This window comes from Cellulophaga geojensis KL-A (assembly GCF_000568425.1).
GTDB classification, from domain to species: Bacteria; Bacteroidota; Bacteroidia; order Flavobacteriales; family Flavobacteriaceae; genus Cellulophaga; species Cellulophaga lytica.
The window spans coordinates 30,708-55,148 of record NZ_ARZX01000020.1 but is presented as its reverse complement, the minus strand read 5'-3'; the positions used below and the strand labels follow the sequence as shown (position 1 = coordinate 55,148).

The window sequence follows — 24,441 nt, the reverse complement described above, 5'->3', positions numbered from 1 at the left end:
CTAATTAAAATTTAACGTTAACACCAAAAACAACAGATTTTACTGGAGGAGTTACCAATCCTGTGTAACCAGCTGCTCCTACTTCTGGATCCAATTTTAATCCATCATCCTTAACCCATGTGTAAAGGTTAGTACCTTTAACTGTAAATGAAATTGCATCTAGACCAATACCCTCAGTAAATTTAGAAGGTAAGTTATAACCGAATGTTAAATCTTTTAATCTAATGTAATCTCCATCATATAAGTGTCTAGAAGAAGTAGCATGGAAGTTGTCTGCTCCATTATAAACCAATTTAGGTACATCTGTAACATCTCCTGGTTGTTGCCATCTTTCTAAAAGTTCTTCTACACCATTGTAAGAACCTAAAGTAAAGCTATTAGTTCTAAAATAGTGCTGTGCATATTGCTCATATACTTTATGTCCGCCAGCATAGTATAAACTAGCATCAATAAAAACACCTTTGTACTCTATATGAGTTGACAAACCTCCAGAGAAAGTAGGCAATGCACTAGCTTCATCTTGATTTACCCTTGCTGCAGAAGCATAGTTAGATGTAACTTCACCATCTACTCCATTTACATACCAAGTAGGTTCACCTGTTTCAGTATCTACACCTGCCCAAGTACGCATAAACCAAGCTCCAATAGGTAAGCCTACCTCTGTAGTTTTATATGTACTCGTAGCACTTGGATTAATATCTTCACCTGTACTATCTAAAGCTAATTTAGTAACCTCGTTGTTTACAGTTGCAAAGTTTCCTGAAATACTCCAACTAAAATCTTCACCTCTAAAAATATCATAATTAAGTTGAGCCTCTATACCCTTGTTTACTACTTCTCCAACATTAGTGTTTTGAGAAGTAAAACCAGTTGTTGGTGACAATGGAACATTTTGTAATAGATCATAAGTTCTTTTGTTAAAGTAAGCAAAGCTACCTGATAATCTGTTGTCAAATACTCCAAAATCAAAACCAGCATCTACAGTTTCTCCGTTTTCCCAAGATAAAAATTCATTTCCTAACTGACTTGGATAAACAGCACCGTTACCAGCATAATCTGCATCATAAGCTAAAAATGCTTGATATGTATTTGTAGCAATACCAGAGTTACCGGTTACACCCCATGAACCTCTTAAACGTAATTCGTTAAAAACTGACCCTTCTAAAAAAGCTTCTCTATGAACATTCCAACCTAAACCAACTGATCCAAAATTACCATATCTATGACCATTTGCAAATCTTGAAGAACCTTCTCTTCTGAAAGTTGCATCTAAGATGTACCTACCATCAAAGTTATAATTTAACATTCCTAAATAAGAAATATTAGTCCAATCTGTAAAAGATGAAGAAGCATCAAAATTAGATCCTGCACTTGCGATATTTGTTAAACCATCAGTAGAAAAGTTTTCACCGTAAGCGTATAAGTATGTATAATTATTTTTTTGATATTCAAATAAAGCAGTTACATCAAAATTATGTTTAGAACCTAATTTAAACTGATAGTTTAATGAATTTTGAGAAACCCAATTGTAGTTTTTCTCATCTGAAGCAGTACTACTACCATTAACATCTCCATCAGAATCTCCATGATACCTGTTGTTATAAGATTTATACTCTGATAATGAAAAATCTAAACCTATACGAGAAGAAAAAGTTAAATTTTCAATTAACTCCCAATCTAATTTAGTATTAGTAGTTGCTCTAGTGTACTTATTGTAAACCTCATCGTTCTCATTAGTATATAATGTATTAAATACAGAAGTTCCTAAGCTATTTATATTGTAAGTCCCATCTGCATTGTAAGGATTAGCAAAAGGATTCATATAGTATCTAGTTAAATGTGGATTATTAAAGAAAGCCCCATTTTCTAATACTGGATTTTGTCTAGAGTTAGATACGTTTATAGAATTATCTAACTTAACATTGTCTCTAAGCCAAGTTTGAAAACTTAACTTACCAGATATTCTTCTGAAAGAATCACCAATAACTGTAGGTTCAGTTTCATTATACCCAAGAGATGCATAATAATTTGTTTTTTCTGTACCACCTGATGCAGAAAAATTATAATCTTGTATTAATGCGTCTTTATTTTCAATTAGACCTGGCCAATCATACTCACTACCATCCCAATTAGCTATATTTCCTAAATTATTAGCTATTGCAAAATCCCTAGCTTCATCTATTTCGAAATCATAACTTTCCCCATAAGCATTAAAGGTTGCCTCATCAATTAACGAAGCTCTTTGTGTTGCTGTTAAAGGATTTCTTTTATTGTAAGCATTGTTTTGAAAACCTAAAACTGATGAAAAGTTAAATACTGCTTTTCCAGATTTACCTCTTTTTGTTGTAATTACAATTACACCATTAGAACCTCTAGCCCCATAAGCTGCAGTTGCAGATGCATCTTTTAAAACAGTCATTGATTCAATATCCTTACTGTTAAGAGATACAAGTGAACTAAGAGAAGTTCTGTTAGCACTACCTGAGAAGTTCTCGCTTACTACAGGAACTCCATCAATTACGTATAGTGGAGAGTTACTTGCATTAATAGAACCCACACCACGTATTCTAATATCCTGTTGTGCTCCTGGAGTACCAGAAGTTGTAGATATTTGTAAACCTGCAACTTTACCTTGTAAAGCCTGATCTACAGATAGAACAGGAACATCTTTGATATCTTCTGAACTAACCTGCACAGAAGAACCAGTTACCTCATCTACAGATTTAGTACTGTAACCTAGTACAATAACCTCCTCAAGAGCCTCAGCGTCCTCTGCCAGCTGAATATTTATTGTGCTTGAAGAACCAACTTTTCTTTCAGCTGTTTTTTGTCCAACATAGCTGTAGCGCAATACTTGCCCTACATTTGCTTTAATAGTATAGTTACCATCAAAATCTGTTTGAGTTCCTGTTGTTGTACCCACAACTAATACAGAAACTCCTGGTAAAGGCAAACCATCTTGGTCTGTAACATTACCAGTAATTGTTTTCTCTTGTCCGTAAGAGAAACTCATAAATAACACCAACAAGGGTGTTAAAATCCAAGCTACTTTCGTTCTCATTTATTATTAATTTTTGAGTTAGTACCCCACAAAACTCTTAATTAATAGTTAACATTCCAAGAATTTAGTGTTAACGAAAACAGCATATGTTAAAAAAAACATCAAAAATGAATAATTAACAATTTAATAAACAACAAGCAGCTAATATCTCAATAAAAAAGCTATAATTGGAGAAAAAAATAACAAATTGTTACTGATTAATTAATATAAATGATAATCAAAAACATCAAAAAGAACAACAATAATTATAGTAATTACACCTTGTTTACATATAGTAGAATAACTGTTTATTTTTTTATTATTAATAAACGTAGTTTTAGATAATTTAAAAAGTTAAAGAAAACATAAAGCAATCATACGTAGTATAATTAATTAAAAAAAGCCTATAAATACATAATGCACTTATAGGCTTTTAAATTTTAAAACAAGCTATTACTAATTTTGGTCTGCCTCACTAATATTTGGGTTAGCATTAATTTCAGCTTGTGGAATTTTCCATATCCAAGCATCGTTTAATGATGGTTTTTCTTGCATAAAACCATCGCCATATAAAACTTCTGATGCTCCAGAATTAGTTTGGTCTAAACCTTCATCCCAACGAATGTGGTCAAAATAACTAAATCCTTCTCCCCATAATTCTACATGACGTTGAAATTTAATCTGATCCATAAGGTCTGCCTGAGTTGCAAAAGCTGTTTTATCAAAAGCAGAATCTCTTGCTTCACCTAAAAGAGCTAAAGCATCTTGTGCTCCAGTAATATCATTCATCATTGCTTTAGCTTCAGCTTCAATTAAAACCATTTCTGATGCTCTCATATAAATAACATCATCTGGATCTATAGTACCTGGGTTCTTCTGCAAAAATTTCATAGACATATACGGATGTGTATTATGACCTGTTGTCATTCCGTACTGAGAAATAATAGATTCCCACTCATCCCAAAAATCATCTGCATTATCATAATTAGGGTCAGTTTCAAAACTACCACCTTGACCATTAGACGCACTAGAATTAGTATTTGGAGCTAAAGGTAACCACGCTTTTTTACGGTAATCAGTGTCTGGAATATTATTATAAACTTCTTTATTGATTATCTTAGGGTTACTTCTGTTTTGACTTCCGTTAAAGGTTGAACAAATAAAGTAGAAATAAGATTGAAAATAATTTGTTTCGGTATCTATCACATGACCTCCCCAAATTACTTCTGAAAGATCTGTAGTATTAAAACCAGATAACCAATCGCTTTCATCTAGCAACTCAAAACCATCTCTTGCTGATACAGCAGCATCTGCAGCTGTTTGCCAATCTCCTTTAGACAAAGCAATACGTGCCTGTATACCATATGCTGCGTTTATAGAAATATTAGACTTATTATCAGGTGCTGTAGCATTTTCAAAAAACTCTATAGACTTTTTAATGTCATCTTCAACTTGCGTATAAACTGCTTCTACAGTTGCCCTTGGCGCACTTGTATAAGGCGCTCCTGTATCTAAAACTAAAGGAACTCCTAAATCTGTAGAAGGACTACCTATAAGATAACCTTTAGCAAAGGTAGTCACTAATTGATGATAAGCCCAAGCTCTATAAGCGTAAGCCTGACCCAAAATATTATTTAACTCTGCAGTCTCTGGCAAATCTCCTTCAGCTACTCTATTAATAATTGAGTTTGCCGTAAAAACAAAGTGATAACGCTCATACCATAAATTATCTACTGTAGTGGAATTTGCGTTTGTATGAGCTAACCATTGTAAATCTGCTCTACCCCAACCATTACCTCTAGAAGAGTGAATAATATTACCGCCAATAGCATCAAAAGAAGGCATATAATAACTTTGACCAGACCTAGACGATGCAGTACCCGGTAAAGGGTTCTGAGCATACATTTGCCTATGCAAGCCATTTAATAATAAATCCATATTTGCAGGAGTAGACAAAGCATCTTCTGCTGAAATAGCATTTGTTGGTTTATTGTCCAAAAAATCTTCGGTACAACTTGTTAGAGCAATAAACGATACTGCCGCTAACATTATATATGTTTTTCTTAACATAACTTTTATTTTTTTATTTATATCTTAATTAAAAAGAAACGTTTAATCCTAATGATAAAACACTAGCAGGGTTATAATCATTTCCAGAAGGTGTTCCGGCTAAACTGTACTGCGGATTTAAACCAGTTCTTTTACTCTTTAAGTATAGGTTTTCACCCGACACAAAAAACCTTAAACTATTAACTCCTAATTTATCTGAGATATCACCACCTAAGGTATAAGATAAATTAACATTTCTTAAAGCTACATAAGATGCATCTGTTAAAAATCTAGTAGATAAAGATTGTGATTGATTTACCGCACCATTTTCTAGCCTTGGAACATCAGTAATGTCTCCTGGCTGACGCCATGCTTTTAAGGCATCTGGATGTAATGAACTACCATAATCCCCTTCATGCATCATAGCAGCATAACCGTAATCTAATATATCTCCGCCAATACCATAAACTACTGTGAAATCTAAGGCGAAACCTTTATATGTAAAACTATTTGAAACAGAACCAATTAAATCTGGAACAGAACTAGCATCTGCATATGCTCTACCAGCTTCTTGAAAATCATTTGTAGTTGCCTGGCTACCATCTTCATTTAGTACAGGAACTGATTCACCAGTTTCAGCATCTTCTTCATACATATTATATAATGCATCTCCGTTAGCTGGGTCTACACCTGCAAAATCATACAAGTAAAAATCATAACGAGAGCGGCCTTCTGCCCATCTTTTAGATCCGTTTATACTTGGATCTGGAAGTGATGTAATCTCATTTTTCAATGTAGAAGCCTGTAAAGTTAAATCCCATTTAAACTCTTTACCTCTAAAAAAGTGACCTGTAATACCAAATTCATAACCTGAATTATACATATCTCCAATATTAAAAGGCGCCTCATTTAAACCTTCTGATGTAGGTATTGGTAAATTGTAAAGTAAATCTGTTGTATTTTTCTTGTAGTATTCTACAGAACCTTCAACTTTATTTCCAAACAAACCAAACTCTAAAGCAACATCATAACTTTCTGATGTTTCCCATTTTAAATCGTTATTTCCTAAATCTGAGAAATAAATTGCTGGTGCACCTGCATTAGAGTATAATGTTGTACGGGCTTGTGAAATATAAAAATCTCCTAAATTATCATTACCTACTTCACCGTAAGAACCTCTTAATTTTAAGTTGTCTACAAATGAAACATTCTTCATAAAGTTTTCCTGATCTATTCTCCAAGAAGCACCTACTGAGTAGAAACTACCCCAACGAACATCACTACTAAAAACAGAAGAACCATCTCTTCTTGCAGAAGCACTAATGTAGTATTTGTTGTCAAAATTATAGTTTAATCTTGCAAAATACCCTTCTAAAGTTTTATCTGAACTATAGCCACCTAAGCTAGATACTACTGAAAAGTTATCAAACTCATAAATCCCTGCTGCAGTTTGTGTGTTTGCTAAACCACTATTTTCTGAATAATGTCTATCAAAACTTTCATGACCTAAAGTAACATCAAAGTTGTTTAACCCAAAAGACTTTGTATAAGTTAAAATTTGATTAAAGTTCTCTGTTGTTCTACGGTATCTAGTTTCTCCGTATCTACCAGTTGGAGCACCATCTCCTACGATATTATTCTCGTAACTTTTATTTATGTAATCCTGAATATCCTGACCATAGTTAAATCTTGCTTTTAAACCATCTAAAAGTTTAAATTCTGCAAAATACCTGAATCCGATATTATTTACTTTTGTTGACTCTTCATTGTATATTGCTTCTGCAATACCATGACGACCTGGATTACTTGGTCTTGATTGTATACCATACTCTGCATAACCTTCACCTAAATCATAAAGAGGTTTACCTGCTTCATCTAACACTATATCTCCATTGTTATCTACTACATATACAGGATAAATAGACCCCAAATCCTTAGCCCATGAGAAAGGGTTTACGATACTACTACTACCTGCACCTGTAGGGCCGTGAGAATCTGTAATTGCTAAGTTCATGCTACCACCTAACGTTAACCAATCAGTTGGAGAAAAGTCTGCATTTAATCTAGATGTTATACGGTCATAATCACTTTCTATAACGTAACCATCTTCACTTAAATAAGATGCAGAAAAGAAAACTTGATGATTTTCACCACCCCCAGAAACATCAATAGAGTGGTTTACTCTACTGCCTGTTCTTTCTAAAGCATCATACCAATCTAATCCCTGGTATATAACCTGAGCGTTAGGGTTTAATGTACCATCTGTACCTACTATTTGATCATTAGCAACATTAAAAGGGTTATAACCTAATCTATTAAAAATTGAAGCTGAAGCTTCTACCTCTGGATTAGAACCTCCTAGTGAGTTTTTGTAAGCTTCCCACATTAATTCATAATATTGACCTGGTCCAACAGCGTCATATTCGCCAATACCTTTAGTTATTACACCATACTGCGTAGATAAATTAACTGATAAAGAAGAATTTTTTCTTCCGCTCTTAGTTGTAATTAACACAACACCATTAGCTGCTCTAGAACCATATAATGAAGTAGAGGCTGCATCTTTTAATATTGTTAAAGACTCAATATCATTTTGATTTAAACTTGTTAAAGCTCCTTCAAACTGAATACCATCTACAATATATAAAGGTTGTGTAGAACCACCATTTAAAGTACCAACACCTCTAATAACTATTCCAGGTGAAGAACCTGGTTGCCCTGAAGCCGAAGTAAATTGAACACCTGTAGCTTTTCCTTCAATAGCCGCAATTGGAGAAGTAACACTTCTTTTAGCTAAATCGCTAGAACCAATAACAGAAGCTGAACCTGTAAATGCTTCTTTAGTAGTTGTACCATATGCTACTACTACTACTTCATCCAAAGCTTCTGCATCTTCTTCCATTTGAAGGCTAATAGTATTAGATGCTCCTATTTTTCTTTCAGTTGTTTTTTGCCCAACATAACTGAATCTTAAAATTTGACCCACACTTGCTTTAATAGTGTAGTTTCCATCAAAATCTGTTTGCGTTCCTGTTGTTGTACCTACAACTAACACAGAAACCCCAGGCAAAGTTAGACCTTCATGGTCTGTTACAGTACCAGTAATAGTTTTTTCCTGTCCATAAGAAAAACTACTAAAAATAAGCACCAAAATAGGCACTAACAATCTAGTTACTTTTGTTTTCATTTAATTATTTTTTGAGTTAGTAAGACGCTAAAATCATAATTTTATCTTAATAAAAAACAAAAAAACAGTTAAAATGTTTCATATTTATTTTTTAACAAGTAAAGTCATTAAGATCAAAAAATAATATTATTAATACTATATCAAAAGACACTTTTAACTGACAATATGCTAACATTGTAAGAAATTTAAGTACTCATATAAAGTATCAATATATAATATAAAAATTACAAATTGTTAATCATTTAAGTAACACTAAAATTATTTATTACCAATAAATTTTATTCAGCCTAATAATTATTAATACTAATTTTGTATTATCAATTAGATAATACTCCTTTTATGTTAAAATCTTACTACAAATTAATTAATGAAACAGGAACTGATGAAGCTGGCCGTGGCTGTTTGGCTGGTCCCGTTACCGCTGCTGCAATTATTTTACCAGAGAATTTTAAAAATGATATATTAAACGACTCCAAATTACTCTCTGAAAAAAAAAGAGAACTTTTAAAACCTATTATAGAAGAACAGGCTATTTGCTATGGGGTTACTCATATTTACCCTAAAAAAATAGATGAAATAAACATCTTAAACGCATCTATACTTGCTATGCATAAAAGTATAGATAAATTAACTACCAAACCAGAGTTTATAATTGTTGATGGCAACCGTTTTAAACCCTATAAAAAAATTAAGCACGAGTGTATTATTAAAGGAGATTCTAAATTTTTGAGTATTGCAGCTGCTTCTGTATTAGCAAAAACATATAGAGATGCGTATATGGAAAAGATACACAAAGAGTTTCCTATGTACAACTGGAAAAAAAACAAAGGCTACCCTACCAAAGAACATAGAGAAGCTATTAGAGAATTTGGGCTAACCAAATACCACCGCAAAAGCTTTAAACAATTACCAGAGCAATTAAAGTTTCCGCTATAAGTAAATTAATTTAACTTTGTTACTATAAGTTGTATTTGTATGAAGTTAAAAATTATTATTGGTTTACTTACTATATGCTGTTTTAGTTGCACTAATAAGCAACAAACTAAAACCGTTATTTTAGATTACCTCCCTAACCGCGCATCTACTGTGCTAAAAATAAACGACTACAATAGCCTAACTAGCAGTATAAAAAACAATGACATATTAAGTTCATTAAAAAATTCTGAGCAATTAAAAAGCTTTTATGACGCAAGCAAAATCCTAAATCATATACAACCCAACACTAAAGGTCTTTTAGCCTTTATTGCTAAAGATAGTATTAAACACAATTATTTTTACATTACCAAAGACTCTGTAAACCTTAATAATCTTGATAGCCTTTACACAAACAGCACCACATCTTCTAACAATATTAATTATAAAGAATACAAAGTAGATAGCACTTCGTGTTTTGTAGCAAACAGCAAACCCTTTACGCTGTTTTCTTCTGATAAAAGTTTAATAGCAGACGTTCTTGGCAACAATACTAAAATAGACAACAATATATATAAGTTATACAATGCATCTAACAACAAAACTGCTACACTGTATACTCGTAAAAACAGCAATACATTTTTAAAAAACATTTTTCCTATAGACAGTTTACACAATAACGAAAATACAAACTGGATTTCTTTAGACATTAACACAAAACAAAACCTACTAAATTTAGCAGGTATAACCACAACTAATGATAGTATTACCAACTTTTTAAGTTTATTTAAAAATACTAAAGCTGTGGCCAATAGAGTGCAAGAATATGCTCCTTTACAAACAGAAGCAATTACGTCTTACACTTTTACAAACTATGCAACATTTGCAAAAAACCGATTAGAGTATTTAGGTGAAGAAACTAAAATTGACTCAATTTTTACTACTGTTGAAGAAATAGCTATAATTACAACAAAATCTAAAAAAGCAGTTTTACTGCAAACCTTTGGCGCAGATAATATAGATGAATACCTAAGTACGTTTAAAAAAAATATTAGTACAGACAATCCTATAGTTGCACTAAATAACAATACTATCTTATCAGCTTTATTTAGTCCTTTAGTAAATTCTTTTAAAGCAAATTACTATACTATATTAGGTAATGCTTTTATTTTTACTGAAGAAATTGAGACTTTACAAGACATTATTAGCAACTACAAAGCAGGTACTACTTTTAATAAAACACCACTTTACAAATCTGCTATAGAAACTATGGCAAAACAATCTTCAGTTTTACAAATTTCTAATTCTAAAAAGCTTGAAGGAATAATTGCTTCTAATTTTACAAAAAACAATAAACTTAAGCTAAACAACTACTTTTACGCTAGCCAACTAGTAGCAGATGCTAATTTTTACCACACCAACATTACGGTTCAAAAAATAAACACTAAAACAGAAGCAAATACTACTGCCCCTATTTTTACAGTGCAGCTAGATAATGATTTAGCAACAAACCCACAGTTTGTAAAAAACCACAGAACAAATAAAAAAGAAATTATTGTTCAGGATATTGAAAACAATTTATATTTAATTTCTACTGATGGTAAAGTATTATGGAAAAAACAGCTAGACAGTAAAATACAAGGAGAAATAACCCAAGTAGACCTCTACAAAAACGGAAGATTACAATTTGCATTTACAACAAATAACCAGTTTATAATTTTAGACAGAAACGGAGAAACAGTAGAACCATTCTCTATAACTTATGATGGTGGAAACTTAAACGATTTAGCTGTTTTTGACTATGAAAACAACAAAAACTACAGATTTGTTGTCACCCAAGACAAAAAAGTATTTATGTACAACTCTAAAGCCAAAATAGTAGATGGCTTTACATATACAGAAGCAAGTAGTTCTATTGTTAGAAAACCAAAGCATTTTGTGGTTGGCAATAAAGATTATTTGGTTTTTATGCTTGAAGACGGCTCGCTTAAAATTTTAAACAGAGTTGGCAAAGTACGCGTTAAAACAACTAATAAAATTGCATTTTCTAACAATGATGTAGTCTTATTTAAAAACAAATTTACAGTTACAGATACCACAGCAATATTACACCAAATAGCTACAAACGGAAAAACAGCGGCAACAAAGTTTAACCTTATTAAAGATCACGGTTTAGATGCTACTACAAATACTTTGGTGTTAATGGACCAAAACACCATTAGTATAAAAGGAAAAAAAGTAAGCCTTGATTTAGGTATGTATAGCAAACCAAAGATATTTTACATCAACAATAAAATATATGTTAGCGTTACCGATTTACAAAATCAGAAAATATATTTGTTTGATAGTAATGCAGCTCCAATACAAAACTTTCCGGTTTACGGGAGTTCATTAATTGATTTAGCCGATATAGACAATGATAAAAAGTTAGAGCTAGTTGCTAAAGACCTAGACAACTCTATAATTGTGTATAAAATAAACTAAAAAGCACCATTAATACATCATTTACAGCACTTTACACAATTTAACTACACCTTTTGCATCTTAAACAGTATATTTACAAGCGTTCATTTTTATTAAAGAACAGAACACTAAAACACTGTTAGATTATGAAAACATATACAATTATACTCGCTCTTATATTAACGTGCTCTACTGCAATTTTTGCCCAAGGTGACTGCAGTAAATATTATCCTTTTAATTCTGATGTTAAAGCAGAAATTACCTCATATGATAAAAAAGGAAAAAAAACTACATCTGTAAATTACACTGTAAAAAGCGTAAATAATAACATTGCTACCATTGCTACAGAGCTCTATGACAAAAAAGGAGAATTTATTACCAATACAGAATATGATATAGAGTGTACAGAGAAAGGTATTAGTATAGACTTTAAATCTATGTTTAACAACCAACTTTTAAAACAGTATAAAGATATGGACCTTGAGCTAACTGGCAATAATATTAACTTACCTAACAACCTAACTCCTGGTACAACCCTACCAGATGCAAACCTAGATATGGTTGTAAAAACCGGCGCAATAAAACTTAAAATGTTTATTAAAATGACAAACAGAAAGGTTTTAGGCAACGAAACTGTTACTACCCCTGCAGGCACCTTTGACTGCGTTATTTTAACTAATGACACCGAAATAAAAATGGGCATAAAAAGTACCACAAAATACAAACAATGGATTGCAGAAGGTATAGGTATGGTAAAGAGCGAGGATTACAACAAAAACGGAAAACTCATCTCTACAAATATTTTAACCAAGTTTAAAAATTAGCAGCCTATTTTAAAACCATTTCAGCTTCAAACAATGCTGTAAAATGCTTTAGTAATTTATCTTTTACTTCTGCTATATTTACTTCTTTTTTACCTAGCTCTACATTTAAAGATGTTACTGCTTTATCTTTTATTCCACACGGAATCATAAGATCAAAATACCCTAAATCTGCATTTACATTTAAGGCAAAACCGTGCATTGTTACCCACCTACTAGCGCGCACACCCATTGCACAAATTTTACGCGCAAAAGGCGTTCCTACATCTAACCAAACTCCAGTTTCTCCTTCAGAGCGTTCCGCTTTTAAGCCATACTCTGCTAAGGTTAAAATTACCATTTCTTCTAGCAGGCGTAAGTACTTGTGTATGTCTGTAAAAAAGTTATCCAAATCTAAAATTGGATATCCTACAATTTGCCCAGGGCCATGATACGTAATATCTCCTCCCCTATTTATTTTGTAAAAAGTTGCATTTTTTTTAGCCAATTGTTCTTCATCTATTAACAAATTAGCCATATCACCACTTTTACCTAAAGTATACACGTGCGGATGCTCTACAAACAAAAAATGATTAGGTGTTTTTAAACCTGCATCTTCTCGCCTGTTTTTAATTTTTATATCTAAAGTTTCTTTAAAAAGATCTTCTTGGTAGTCCCAAGTTTCCTTATAATCTTTCTGTCCTAAATCTTGTAGAAATACTTCTTTGTTCATACCACAAAGATACAACTATCTGTCCGGATTATTCAATATAATAAGCGCGGCAATTGTACCAGGAACCCAACCGCATAACCATAATAAAAATACAATAACTATAGATCCGCATCCTTTACCTATTACAGACAAAGGCGGACATAAGATAGCTAATAAAACTCTCCAAAAACTCATTTACTATTATTTTGATTGATGTACCTATAAGACGTAACAAAACACTATTTGTTACTATTTTTTTCAATTTTCTTAAAAAACTCTATTTAAGCTTCTTTTATAAGGTTGATAACCAAATACTCATCAACCAAAAACAATACATTTAACACTAATGATATACAACATACTAACATCAAAATGTAAAAATTTAAAAACCTTTGTATGCTAATGTACTTTCTACTTTGATAGATTACTAGTTTGTAACTATATTTGCAGCCTTAATTATAGATATATGCAGCTTTCGGAACAAGAAATCATCAGAAGGGAAAAATTAGGCAAGCTAAGAGAAATGGGCATTAACCCATATCCGGCAGATTTATACCCAGTTAACACTACCTCTAAACAAGTTAAAGAAAATTTTGAAGAGGGTAAACAGGTGGTAATTTCTGGTAGATTAATGTCTAGAAGAATACAAGGAAAAGCTTCTTTTGCAGAGTTACAAGATGGTGAAGGCAGAGTACAAGTTTACTTTAACAGAGATGAAATTTGTACAGGTGATGATAAAACTTTGTATAACGATGTTTACAAGAAATTATTAGACATTGGAGACATTATTGGCATTGAAGGTGATTTGTTTACAACACAAGTTGGCGAAAAAACAGTAATGGTTAAAAAGTTTACAATACTTAGTAAATCTTTACGTCCATTACCGTTACCAAAAGTAGATTCTGAAGGTAAAGTTTTTGACGAATTTAATGACCCAGAGTTACGCTACCGTCGTAGATATGCAGATTTAGTTGTAAATCCGCACGTTAAAGAAGTGTTTGTTAAACGTACCAAACTTTTTAATGCTATGCGTAGTTTTTTTAACGACGCTGGTTATTTTGAAGTTGAAACTCCTATTTTACAACCTATTCCTGGTGGTGCTGCTGCAAGGCCGTTTATTACTCACCACAATAGTTTAGATATTCCGTTGTATATGAGAATTGCTAACGAGCTTTATTTAAAGCGTTTAATTGTTGGTGGTTTTGATGGAGTTTATGAGTTTTCTAAAAACTTTAGAAACGAAGGAATGGACAAAACACATAACCCAGAGTTTACAGCTATGGAAATTTATGTGTCTTACAAAGATTATAATTGGATGATGGATTTCTGTGAGAAATTACTAGAACATTGTGCAATTGCTGTTAACGGTACAAGTGAAGCTACATTTGGTGAGCATAAAATTGATTTTAAAGCTCCTTATGCACGTGTAACTATGGCAGATTCTATTAAACATTTTACTGGTTTTGATATTACTGGTAAAACTGAAGCTGAAATTTTTGAAGCTGCTAAAGGTATGGGTATAGAAGTTGATGCCACAATGGGTAAAGGAAAACTTATTGATGAAATTTTTGGCGAAAAATGTGAGGGCAATTATATACAACCTACATTTATTACAGACTACCCAAAAGAAATGAGTCCGCTTTGTAAAGAGCATAGAGATAACCCAGAACTTACAGAGCGTTTTGAACTAATGGTTTGTGGTAAAGAAATTGCAAATGCATACTCTGAGCTTAATGACCCAATAGACCAAAGAGAACGTTTTGAGCACCAATTAAAACTTGCTGCTAAAGGTGATGATGAAGCTACAGAATTTATTGATGAGGACTTTTTACGTGCTTTAGAATACGGTATGCCTCCTACATCTGGTATGGGAATAGGAATGGACAGGTTAATTATGTTTTTAACCAACAACCAATCTATACAAGAAGTATTGTTTTTTCCTCAAATGAAGCCAGAGCGTAAAGCTGTTGCTTTAAGTGATGAAGGAAAAACTGTTTTAGCTCTTTTAAAAAAGGCTGAAAAACTACCTTTGGATGAATTAAAATCTTCATCTGGTTTAAGCAATAAAAAATGGGATAAAACTATTAAAGAATTAACCAAAAATGGTGTTGCTAAAGTGAATAAAACTGATGATGGTTTATTTGTAGAAATAGTATAATACCAAACACTTATAAATTTAAAACAGCGTTACTATTAAGTAACGCTGTTTTTGGTTAAAAGATAACCATCATCAAAACAAATAACCTTGTTTGTTTTAATTTTTAAGTATTGTTAAATTAATCTTCATTTTTATCATTACGGTCTATATACTGCACATCTCTTGTGTTTTTTTGTACTGCAATAGCAGAAAATAAACTTAGCAAAAAAGACATTGCATAAAACCCTTTTTCACTTAACAATAAATCTGCATTCCACAAACCAACTACCAACAGCACAATAGATGCTACTGCAGCAAACCAACTTATACCATAATAAATATCTGTTACAGGTACATCTTCTAACTTATCTCGCACTGCTTTTTGTACAGATATTACAGAAAATAGTCCAAAAAGTAAAATTGTAAAGTAATATCCTTTTTCATTTAATAGCATATCTGCGTTCCACAAACCAATGCAAAAAGCAACCATACCTACAAATAAAGAAGTCCAAGCTGCACCTATAAATGCTGCTGTTGGTTTTTGATCATACACTTTTTTACTTTTCTTCTTTTTTGATTTCAATTCTTTTTCTACTGAAACATTTGTTTGATAATCCATAATTTTTGTGTTTTGATTACGGTACAAATATGTGGCGATTTAAAACCTGTAACAACACAACTTACGTATAAAACTGACGATATAATTTAATACTATAAATAAAAATACATTATATTTAATAAGTTATTCATATTTTTAATGACGATTAAATGACAGATTTAAACGTAATTGTAACCACACTTACAGTAGAAGAGCAACAACAATTTGTACTTTTTTTAAAGAAAAAGAACAAACGTAACGACACTAAAAACATTCAGCTTTTTAAATTACTACAACAAAACAAGCTGTCCTCTGCAGAAATTTGCAAACAACTTTACAGCAACAAAAAAAATGCATACCACGCTTTAAGAAAACGCCTGTACAACTCTTTAATAGATTTTATAGCTAATATTAATTTGGAAGAAGAAAATTCTGTTGATATGCAAATTATAAAGTACATATTAGCATCAAGGTCTTTTTTACACAATAAGCACTATAAAGTTGCCTATAAAATACTAGACAAAGCAGAAGTATTAGCAGAGGCTCATTATTTATTTGCCATTTTAAACGAAATATACCATACTAAAATTCAGTATGCATATGCAATTCCAGAAATAAATATCTCCAATCTTATTGCTCAATTTAAAAGCAACCAAAAAAACTTATTATTAGAAGACCAACTAAATATAGTATATGCTAAAATGAGGCAGACACTAAATAACATTACTTACAAAGGAGATGTTATAGATATAGAAACCTTATTAAAAAACACACTACAAGACCATAAAATAACTATAACAGAATCTTTATCGTTTAAATCTTTATACCAACTAATAACCTTAGTTAGTATACCTGCTTTTGTTACCAATGACTATTTAAAAACAGAACCTTTTATTATAAAAACCTACGCTATTTTAAAAACACATAAAAGCGCTACCAAGCAATTGTTTTACCATATAGAAGTTTTGTTTTTAATTGCCAACACACTGTTTAGAAATAAAAAGTTTAACGACTCACTTCACTATCTAAAGCTAATGGAAACGCAAATGTTAGCAAACAACAAAAAATATTACAATACTTTTAAATTAAAACACCAATTTTTACTTGCTTTAAACACCAACTACAGCAACCAACAAGACAAGGCCATTGGTATACTAGAACAACACATTAATAGTAAACACAGTGATATAGATTCATTACTAAAAATTCATTTAGGTTTAAGCACTTTTTACATTCAAGGAGGCAGATTTAAAGACGCACAGCAAATATTCTCTAAATTTTACCATACAGATAAATATTATGAGAGTAAAGCTGGTAAAGATTGGGTAATAAAAAAGAATTTAATTGAGATTATTTTACATATAGAACTAAATAACATAAACCTTGTAGAGTCTAGATTACTTAGCTTTAAAAGAAATTACTTTAAGTATTTAAAACAAATAAATCAGCACCGAGCAATTACATATTTATCTTTTATAGAACTTTACTATAAAGATCCATCACAACTAGTTACGGATAAATTTAAAGCAAAAGTAGAAAACTCTTTTGAGTGGGTAGGAAAAGAAAAAGAAGACATTTTTGTAATGAGTTTTTATGCCTGGCTAAAAAGTAAAATGGAAAATAAACCGCTTTACAAAACAACTTTAGAAATGGTACAATTAGCAAAAGAAGATTAAGTTAACTTGTTATTTTACTATTAAATACTTGCTTGTACCTGCTAAAACTTTATAGTTTGCTTGCAAATTATATATTTGTATAACTATAAGCATTATACATTATGGCATTAAGCAAAAAAATTGGACTAGTAACCGGACCTCTAGTTTTTTTATGCATTTTACTACTACCTACTACAATACTATCTACAAATGCAGATGCTGTTATAGCAATAGCGCTTTGGATGGTTATTTGGTGGATAACAGAAGCCGTATCTATTTCTGTTACCGCACTACTACCCCTAATTTTGTTTCCTATATTAAAAATAATGCCTTTAAATACAGTAGGTGCTAACTATGGTAATAAAATTATTTTTTTATTTTTTGGAGGTTTTATTTTAGCACTTGCCCTAGAGAAAGTGAACTTACACAAACGTATAGCTTTAAACATTATAAAAATTACTGGCACTACACCCAATAAAGTAGTACTGGGTTTTATTATTGCTACTGCAACCTTAAGTATGTGGATTAGTAACACCGCAAGTACAGTTGTAATGCTACCAATAGCTGTATCTGTAATAAAATTATTAGTTAATGATAAAGATGGTTTTACAAAAAGCGATAAAAACTTTGCCTTAAGCGTAATGCTTGGTATTGCTTTTTCTGCAAATGCAGGCGGTATTGCTACCATTATTGGTACACCTCCAAATTCTGTTTTAATAGGGCTGTTAGAAGAACAGTATAACATAGAAATATCATTTTTAAAGTGGATGATTATTGGTTTACCTTTTTCAATTGTATTACTAACTGTTATTTACTTTGTGCTTGTAAAGTGGATGTTTCCTAACAAGCAACTTGAGTTTTCTGCTTCAAAAGACGTTATCAATTCTGAATTAAAAAAACTTGGACCAACTAGTAAAAAGGAAAAAATGGTACTGGTAATTTTTGCAATTACAGTATTCTTATGGATTTTTAGAACCCTAATTAATTCCGTTTTTCCAAGCATAGGATTGTCAGATACTGTAATTAGTATGATAGCTGCAGTATCTTTATTTGCTGTGCCTTACAACTTAAAAAAAGGAGATTTTATTTTAAAATGGAAAGACACAGAAAAGTTAGCCTGGGGAATATTAGTACTTTTTGGCGGAGGCTTAGCTTTAGCAAATGGTATGGCTACAACAGGTATAGTTACTACTGTTACAGAAGCAATATCTAACAGCAACATTAATATCTTTTTTACAGTTTCATTATTAATATTACTAATGTTGTTTATGACAGAGCTTATGAGCAACGTTGCTTTAATAACTGTTTTAGCTCCTATTGTAGCTGGTATTGCAATTGGTTTAAACATACCAATGTTACATATACTTATACCAGTTACAATGGCTAGTAGTTGTGCATTTATGCTACCAATGGCTACACCACCAAATGCAATTGTATTTGCCAGCGGCTATATTAAAGTAAAACAAATGGCAAGAGTTGGTATTATTTTAAACCTAATAGCTGTAGCATTACTAATATTACTATTCCAATTTGTACTTCCTATACTTTTTTAAAACAGAATAGCCTCTGCAATGCAAAGGCTATTCAATCGACTAATTCAATCTTACAAAGAGATATCGTAATTCCTTTTTGTTGTTGATTGTTATATAAATAGACGAAAAAAAATTGCAAAAGTTACAATAAATGCAAAATTTTAACACAATAACAATTAAATCGTAATTTAATTAACAAATGTTAAGTTATGTTAATCTTTAACTTAAATCACTGTAAATCAATAATATAAATACATTGCAATTTTAATACACCTGCTATTTTGTTATGATATTATTAACATAGAATTAGGATTTTTTTGCGGTTATTTGTTTTTATTCAAAAAAATTAACTCAAACTAACAATGATTAAAAGTTTACTCACCAAACTTCTATTAGTTGTTTTTCTATTTGGCTCCCTTACCAATTTAGAAGCTCAATCTAAAAAGAAGAACAAGAAAAGCAAGAAGAATGCTAAAACAGAAACTCCTGCTGCAAAGCCAAAAAAAGGAGCTATTTTACCTTATAACAAGGTAATTACAAAAGATGCTAAAACAGACACTGGTTTGTTTAACGTACACACCGTAGACGACAAACGTTATTATGAAATTCCTGACTCTTTGTTTAACAAAGAAATGTTAATGGTAAGCAGAATAGCAAAAACAGCAACCGGATTAGGTTTTGGCGGTGGAAAAATTAACACTCAAATGCTACGTTGGGAGAAAAAAGATAAAAAAGTTCTTCTACGTATTATGTCTACAAACATTGTTGCAGATGAAAAACTTCCTGTACATGAAGCCGTAATGAACTCTAATTTAGAGCCAGTTTTATATTCTTTTGATATTAAAGCGCTAAAAAAAGATTCTCTAAACCCTACTACAGTTATACAAATAAATGACTTTTTTCAGAAAGACGTTAAAACTCTAGGTTTGCCAGAACGCAACAGAAAGCAATATAAAGTTAGCCGTTTAGATGACAGTAGAAGTTATATTGAAAGCGTAAAAAGTTACCCGTTAAATATTGAAGCTAGACACGTTAAAACATACTTTGCTGGCAACCCACCATCTAACTCAGCTTTAGGATCTATTACAATAGAGATAAATAACTCTATGATTTTACTTCCTAACAACCCAATGAAAAGACGTTATTTTGATGAGCGTGTAGGTTGGTTTGCTCGTAGCCAAGTAGATTATGGTTTGGATGCTCAAAAAAGTAAATCTGTTACCTATTTAGATCGTTGGAGACTAGAAGTTAAAGATGAAGATGTAGAAAAGTTTAAAAGAGGTGAACTTGTAGAACCTAAAAAGCAAATAGTTTATTACATAGACAGAGCTACACCAGAAGAATGGGTACCTTTTATTAAGCAAGGTATAGAAGATTGGCAAGTTGCTTTTGAAGCTGCAGGCTTTAAAAATGCAATTGTTGCTAAAACGCCTCCTACTCCAGAAGAAGATCCAGAATGGTCTGCAGAGGATGTTAGATATTCTGTTGTTAGGTATTTAGCTTCTCCTATTCCAAACGCAAATGGTCCTCACGTAAGTGACCCTAGAACTGGAGAAATTTTAGAATCTGATATTAACTGGTACCACAATGTAATGACTTTATTACGTAACTGGTTCTTTGTACAAACTGCAGCTATTAACCCAGATGCAAGAGGTGTTGAGTTTAAAACTGAGGTTATGGGTAGATTAATACGTTTTGTATCTTCTCATGAAGTTGGCCATACCTTAGGTTTACCTCATAATATGGGAAGTAGTGTTGCATACCCTGTAGACTCTTTACGCTCTGCTTCTTTTACTAAAAAATATGGTACAGCACCATCTATTATGGATTATGCACGTTTTAACTACGTAGCACAGCCTGGTGATGAAGGTGTTGCATTAATGCCTAACATTGGTGTTTATGATAAATATTCTATTAGTTGGGGTTACCGTCCTATTTTAGATAAATCTGCTAAGGAAGAAAAGAAAACTTTAGATAGCTGGATTTTAAAGCACGCTGGTGATCCTCTTTACCGTTTTGGAAAACAACAATTTGGTGTAATAGACCCAAGCTCACAAACCGAAGATTTAGGTGATGATGCTATGAAAGCTAGTGACTATGGTATTGCTAACTTAAAAAGAATTGTTCCTAACTTAATTAAATGGACAGCAGAAGACGGCAAGTCTTATGATGATTTAGATGAGCTATACGGACAAGTTTTAGGACAATACAACAGGTATATGGGGCACGTATCTAACAATGTTGGTGGTGTTTATGAAAACTACAAAACATACGACCAAGAAGGTGCTGTATACACGCACGTACCAAAAGAAAAACAAAAAAGAGCAGTGCAATTTTTACACAAACAATTGTTTTCTACACCTACTTGGCTAATAGATAATAATATTTTAAACAAAATTGAAAATGCTGGAGCTGTAGAACGCATTAGAAGTACACAGTCTAGAACATTAAACAATCTATTAAATACAGGCAGAATGGCCCGTATGATTGAAAATGAAGCATTAAATGGCTCTAAAGCTTACAACCTAACTACAATGATGTCTGATGTTAGAAAAGGTATTTGGAAAGAGTTAAGCACAGGAAGATCTATAGACACCTACAGACGTAATTTACAACGTGCCTATGTGGACCGTATGGAATATTTAATGACAGAAGATCCAAAAGCTTCTAGATTTGGTACTGCCGTAAATGTTAGTCAGTCTGATATTAGAGCTGTAGTAAGAGCTGAATTGCAAACGTTAGTACGTTCTGTAAAATCTGCTGCCGCAAATTCTTCTGGTATTAGAAGAGCACACTTAAAAGATATACAAGAAAGAATAGAAGCAATTTTAGATCCTAAATAAAAAAAATTACCTTTTAAGTTAAAGGCTGTAATGTATAGTACATTACAGCCTTTTTTATGTAATATACTTAACAACAACACACTACAGTTTACCACATTTACACAACAACTTTACAACAAACTGGAATAAAAACTACAAATAAGTGTGTATTTCATCTATAAAATTATGCATTTTATCTTGTTTATTCATTTTTTTTAATATATTGCAGGTAACAAACAACAAAAAATAAGTGTTTCACAACCAAAAAATGGTTGTTACACAACAAGAGTTATAATAAATTAATTAACCTAGGTATCTTTGATATAGAACCGATATAAAAACCCCAAATCTTATGTCATACAAACTTAAAAGCTTAGTTTATTTTTCTTGTTTAGTTGTTGCAATTTTTGCTTACGTGCAAGTTGACAACGAAAACGTTTTAGAGGAAAATAACAACACGGTAGAGCTTCAAAATATTGAAGAGAACACAAACAGTAACGACTTAATTGTACAGTTATCTGAAGAAGAGTAAACGTATTTTTATAATACAGAAAAAGTCTGAAACTTTATGGTTTCAGACTTTTTTTTGACCTATTTTTAATGTTAAAATGCTCCTAAAAAACAACTACAGATTAAACTATTTATAAAAATGATTGTCAAAATAACAAACAATTAAAAATAGTAATATGAAAAAAATAACATTTGTAATGGTTTTAATGCTAAGCGTTTTAACTATATCAGCACAAGAAAGTAAGGAGAATTCTAAAGATGCAAAACACAAAATGCATAAGAGAAAGGATGGCAAAAGAGCTATGCACAGAATGGCAAAATTTACTCCAGAACAAATGGCCATTTTACAAACCAAAAAAATGACCCTTGCTTTAGATTTATCTGAAGATCAACAATCAAAAATTGAAAAATTGAATTTAGAAAATGCAAAATTTTTCAAAGAAAAGATGGAAGAAAGAAAAGCAAAAAAAGAAGCTGACAAAAAATTAACTTCTGAAGAAAGATTTGCAATGGAAAATGAAAAATTGGACCATCAAATTGCTCAAAAGAAAGCTTTAGAGAAAATTTTATCTAAAGACCAATATACACAGTGGAGTAAAATGCACAAAAGAAAATCTCATTCTCCTGAAAAAAGAAAAATGCACAGGAGACAAATGATGATGAAAAAGAATAAGACTATGAAGTCTTAAAACAAAAAAGGAGCCATTAACGGCTCCTTTTTTTTATATGCTTTAATGTATTACAGCTCTAAGTCTTCAAGAGCAGCAATGGTATCATCTAAATCTTTATATGATAATGCATCGTTTAAAAAATAACTTTCAAAAGCACTAGGTGGCAAATACACCCCTTTACTTAACATTCCGTGAAAATACTTTTTAAATGTATCATTATTCCCTTTTGCAGAAGTAGCAAAATCTACAACAGGTTCATCTGTAAAGTGAACAGAAATCATACTTCCAAACCTATTTATTTGGTATGCAATTCCTTTTTTATCCAAAGCCTTTTTTAATCCTTTGTGTAAATACTCTGTTTTATCTGCTAAACTTCTAAATATATCTGGATTGTTATTTAACTCTGTTAACATAGCCAAACCTGCGCTCATTGCTAAAGGATTACCACTTAACGTACCCGCTTGGTATACGGGACCATTTGGCGCTAGATAATCCATAATTTCATTACGAGCTGCAAAAGCACCAACAGGTAAACCACCTCCAATAACTTTTCCAAACGTTACAATATCAGCATCTATACCTAAAATTTCTTGTGCCCCACCTCTTCCTAAACGAAAGCCAGTCATAACCTCATCAAAAATTAGCAAAATACCTTCTTTTGTACACAGCTCTCTTAAACCTGTAATAAATTCTTTAGACGGTATTATACAGCCCATATTACCTGCAACAGGCTCTATTATAATAGCTGCTATTTCGCCTTTATTTGCCTCTACTAATGATGTTACATTTGCTAAATCGTTATAATTAGCCAACAATGTATCTTTGGCTGTACCTTGTGTTACACCCGGACTATTAGGACTACCAAAAGTTACCGCACCACTACCCGCTTGTATTAAAAATGAATCTGAATGACCGTGGTAACAACCAGCAAACTTTATAATTTTATCTTTACCCGTAAAGCCTCTTGCCAAGCGTACAGCACTCATACAAGCTTCTGTGCCGCTGTTTACAAATCTAATTTTATCTATATTTGGAACCATAGAAACTGCTAGTTTAGCTAACTCTGTCTCTATTTCTGTTGGCATTCCAAAAGAAGTTCCTTTTTTAGCTTTTTCTATTACTGCGTTAATTACAGGATCATAAGCGTGACCTAAAATTAATGGTCCCCAAGATGCTATATAATCTATAATTTTGTTTCCGTCTTCATCATATAAATAAGCGCCTTTTGCTTCCTTAACAAAAATAGGTTCTCCGCCAACAGCGTTAAAGGCTCTTACAGGTGAGTTTACCCCTCCAGGAATATATTTTTTTGCTTCATTAAATAAAGCACTGCTTCTTTTATAAATCATTTTT

At 31.9% G+C, this 24,441-nt stretch carries 16 protein-coding genes; 9 read left to right on the top strand and 7 right to left on the bottom strand.

The genetic code is table 11. The annotated features are described in order from the left end of the window. Positions 1-4 precede the first annotated feature (4 nt). The 3 genes from KLA_RS13855 to KLA_RS13845 all read right to left on the bottom strand — a co-directional run bounded on the left by KLA_RS13855 (position 5) and on the right by KLA_RS13845 (position 8,276). On the bottom strand, positions 5-3,061 hold the full coding sequence (locus KLA_RS13855; protein WP_034646457.1) for a SusC/RagA family TonB-linked outer membrane protein: 3,057 nt from the start codon (positions 3,059-3,061) through the stop codon (positions 5-7). A 435-nt stretch (positions 3,062-3,496) separates the two neighbouring features. Then, positions 3,497-5,110 carry a RagB/SusD family nutrient uptake outer membrane protein gene (locus tag KLA_RS13850; protein WP_013620252.1) on the bottom strand — a complete coding sequence of 538 codons (1,614 nt, stop codon included), beginning with the start codon at positions 5,108-5,110 and terminating at the stop codon, positions 3,497-3,499. A gap of 28 nt (positions 5,111-5,138) precedes the next feature. Beyond that, a complete protein-coding gene (locus tag KLA_RS13845) occupies positions 5,139-8,276 on the bottom strand; it encodes a SusC/RagA family TonB-linked outer membrane protein (protein WP_034646456.1) in 3,138 nt (1,045 codons plus the stop codon). Between the two features lie 339 nt (positions 8,277-8,615). Here KLA_RS13845 and KLA_RS13840 point away from each other — a divergent pair, with 339 nt between their 5' ends. From KLA_RS13840 to KLA_RS13830, 3 genes are all read left to right on the top strand, one after another. Beyond that, entirely contained in the window at positions 8,616-9,212 is a 597-nt protein-coding gene (locus tag KLA_RS13840; protein ID WP_034646455.1) for a ribonuclease HII, read from the top strand. Positions 9,213-9,251: 39 nt separating this feature from the next. After that, positions 9,252-11,672 (top strand): hypothetical protein, encoded by a 2,421-nt coding sequence (locus tag KLA_RS13835; protein WP_034646454.1) that lies wholly within the window; start codon positions 9,252-9,254, stop codon positions 11,670-11,672. A 125-nt stretch (positions 11,673-11,797) separates the two neighbouring features. Beyond that, positions 11,798-12,475 carry a hypothetical protein gene (locus KLA_RS13830; protein ID WP_034646453.1) on the top strand — a complete coding sequence of 226 codons (678 nt, stop codon included), beginning with the start codon at positions 11,798-11,800 and terminating at the stop codon, positions 12,473-12,475. A gap of 4 nt (positions 12,476-12,479) precedes the next feature. On the opposite strand, the gene lipB is transcribed toward KLA_RS13830, so the two are convergent. Together lipB and KLA_RS17860 are read right to left on the bottom strand one after the other, a co-directional pair. Continuing rightward, positions 12,480-13,184, bottom strand: coding sequence for a lipoyl(octanoyl) transferase LipB (gene lipB / locus KLA_RS13825; RefSeq protein WP_034646452.1), 705 nt, complete (start codon positions 13,182-13,184; stop codon positions 12,480-12,482). Positions 13,185-13,199: 15 nt separating this feature from the next. Next, the gene (locus KLA_RS17860) at positions 13,200-13,358 is read right to left on the bottom strand and encodes a YqaE/Pmp3 family membrane protein (protein WP_013620258.1); all 159 of its coding nucleotides are present in this window, start codon (positions 13,356-13,358) and stop codon (positions 13,200-13,202) included. Positions 13,359-13,629: 271 nt separating this feature from the next. On the opposite strand from KLA_RS17860, the gene lysS reads away from it, so the two are divergent. Continuing rightward, the gene (lysS, locus tag KLA_RS13820) at positions 13,630-15,321 is read left to right on the top strand and encodes a lysine--tRNA ligase (protein WP_013620259.1); all 1,692 of its coding nucleotides are present in this window, start codon (positions 13,630-13,632) and stop codon (positions 15,319-15,321) included. Positions 15,322-15,439: 118 nt separating this feature from the next. Here lysS and yiaA read toward each other — a convergent pair whose 3' ends face one another. Then, positions 15,440-15,919 carry an inner membrane protein YiaA gene (yiaA, locus tag KLA_RS13815; protein WP_013620260.1) on the bottom strand — a complete coding sequence of 160 codons (480 nt, stop codon included), beginning with the start codon at positions 15,917-15,919 and terminating at the stop codon, positions 15,440-15,442. 149 nt (positions 15,920-16,068) lie between these two features. Between yiaA and KLA_RS13810 the strand changes: the two genes are divergently transcribed. The 5 genes from KLA_RS13810 (at position 16,069) to KLA_RS13790 (ending at position 23,106) form a co-directional block, all read left to right on the top strand. Beyond that, on the top strand, positions 16,069-17,574 hold the full coding sequence (locus tag KLA_RS13810) for a hypothetical protein (protein ID WP_034646451.1): 1,506 nt from the start codon (positions 16,069-16,071) through the stop codon (positions 17,572-17,574). 101 nt (positions 17,575-17,675) lie between these two features. Continuing rightward, complete coding sequence (locus KLA_RS13805; RefSeq protein WP_034646450.1) at positions 17,676-19,106, top strand: SLC13 family permease; 1,431 nt, start codon at positions 17,676-17,678, stop codon at positions 19,104-19,106. Positions 19,107-19,447: 341 nt separating this feature from the next. Further along, a complete protein-coding gene (locus tag KLA_RS13800; protein WP_034646449.1) occupies positions 19,448-21,928 on the top strand; it encodes a zinc-dependent metalloprotease in 2,481 nt (826 codons plus the stop codon). Positions 21,929-22,259: 331 nt separating this feature from the next. Beyond that, a complete protein-coding gene (locus KLA_RS13795; protein ID WP_034646448.1) occupies positions 22,260-22,439 on the top strand; it encodes a hypothetical protein in 180 nt (59 codons plus the stop codon). Between the two features lie 154 nt (positions 22,440-22,593). Continuing rightward, complete coding sequence (locus KLA_RS13790) at positions 22,594-23,106, top strand: hypothetical protein (protein ID WP_034646447.1); 513 nt, start codon at positions 22,594-22,596, stop codon at positions 23,104-23,106. A 50-nt stretch (positions 23,107-23,156) separates the two neighbouring features. Here KLA_RS13790 and hemL read toward each other — a convergent pair whose 3' ends face one another. Continuing rightward, positions 23,157-24,437 (bottom strand): glutamate-1-semialdehyde 2,1-aminomutase, encoded by a 1,281-nt coding sequence (gene hemL, locus KLA_RS13785; protein ID WP_013620266.1) that lies wholly within the window; start codon positions 24,435-24,437, stop codon positions 23,157-23,159. Between the last annotated feature and the right edge of the window lie 4 nt (positions 24,438-24,441).

Excerpts from the sequence above, each read along its gene's own strand:
- KLA_RS13855 (WP_034646457.1), bottom strand. The coding sequence starts at position 3,061 with ATGAGAACGAAAGTAGCTTGGATTTTAACACCCTTGTTGGTGTTATTT.
- KLA_RS13850 (WP_013620252.1), bottom strand. The coding sequence starts at position 5,110 with ATGTTAAGAAAAACATATATAATGTTAGCGGCAGTATCGTTTATTGCT.
- KLA_RS13845 (WP_034646456.1), bottom strand. The coding sequence starts at position 8,276 with ATGAAAACAAAAGTAACTAGATTGTTAGTGCCTATTTTGGTGCTTATT.
- KLA_RS13840 (WP_034646455.1), top strand. The coding sequence starts at position 8,616 with ATGTTAAAATCTTACTACAAATTAATTAATGAAACAGGAACTGATGAA.
- KLA_RS13835 (WP_034646454.1), top strand. The coding sequence starts at position 9,252 with ATGAAGTTAAAAATTATTATTGGTTTACTTACTATATGCTGTTTTAGT.
- KLA_RS13830 (WP_034646453.1), top strand. The coding sequence starts at position 11,798 with ATGAAAACATATACAATTATACTCGCTCTTATATTAACGTGCTCTACT.
- lipB (WP_034646452.1), bottom strand. The coding sequence starts at position 13,184 with ATGAACAAAGAAGTATTTCTACAAGATTTAGGACAGAAAGATTATAAG.
- KLA_RS17860 (WP_013620258.1), bottom strand. The coding sequence starts at position 13,358 with ATGAGTTTTTGGAGAGTTTTATTAGCTATCTTATGTCCGCCTTTGTCT.
- lysS (WP_013620259.1), top strand. The coding sequence starts at position 13,630 with ATGCAGCTTTCGGAACAAGAAATCATCAGAAGGGAAAAATTAGGCAAG.
- yiaA (WP_013620260.1), bottom strand. The coding sequence starts at position 15,919 with ATGGATTATCAAACAAATGTTTCAGTAGAAAAAGAATTGAAATCAAAA.
- KLA_RS13810 (WP_034646451.1), top strand. The coding sequence starts at position 16,069 with ATGACAGATTTAAACGTAATTGTAACCACACTTACAGTAGAAGAGCAA.
- KLA_RS13805 (WP_034646450.1), top strand. The coding sequence starts at position 17,676 with ATGGCATTAAGCAAAAAAATTGGACTAGTAACCGGACCTCTAGTTTTT.
- KLA_RS13800 (WP_034646449.1), top strand. The coding sequence starts at position 19,448 with ATGATTAAAAGTTTACTCACCAAACTTCTATTAGTTGTTTTTCTATTT.
- KLA_RS13795 (WP_034646448.1), top strand. The coding sequence starts at position 22,260 with ATGTCATACAAACTTAAAAGCTTAGTTTATTTTTCTTGTTTAGTTGTT.
- KLA_RS13790 (WP_034646447.1), top strand. The coding sequence starts at position 22,594 with ATGAAAAAAATAACATTTGTAATGGTTTTAATGCTAAGCGTTTTAACT.
- hemL (WP_013620266.1), bottom strand. The coding sequence starts at position 24,437 with ATGATTTATAAAAGAAGCAGTGCTTTATTTAATGAAGCAAAAAAATAT.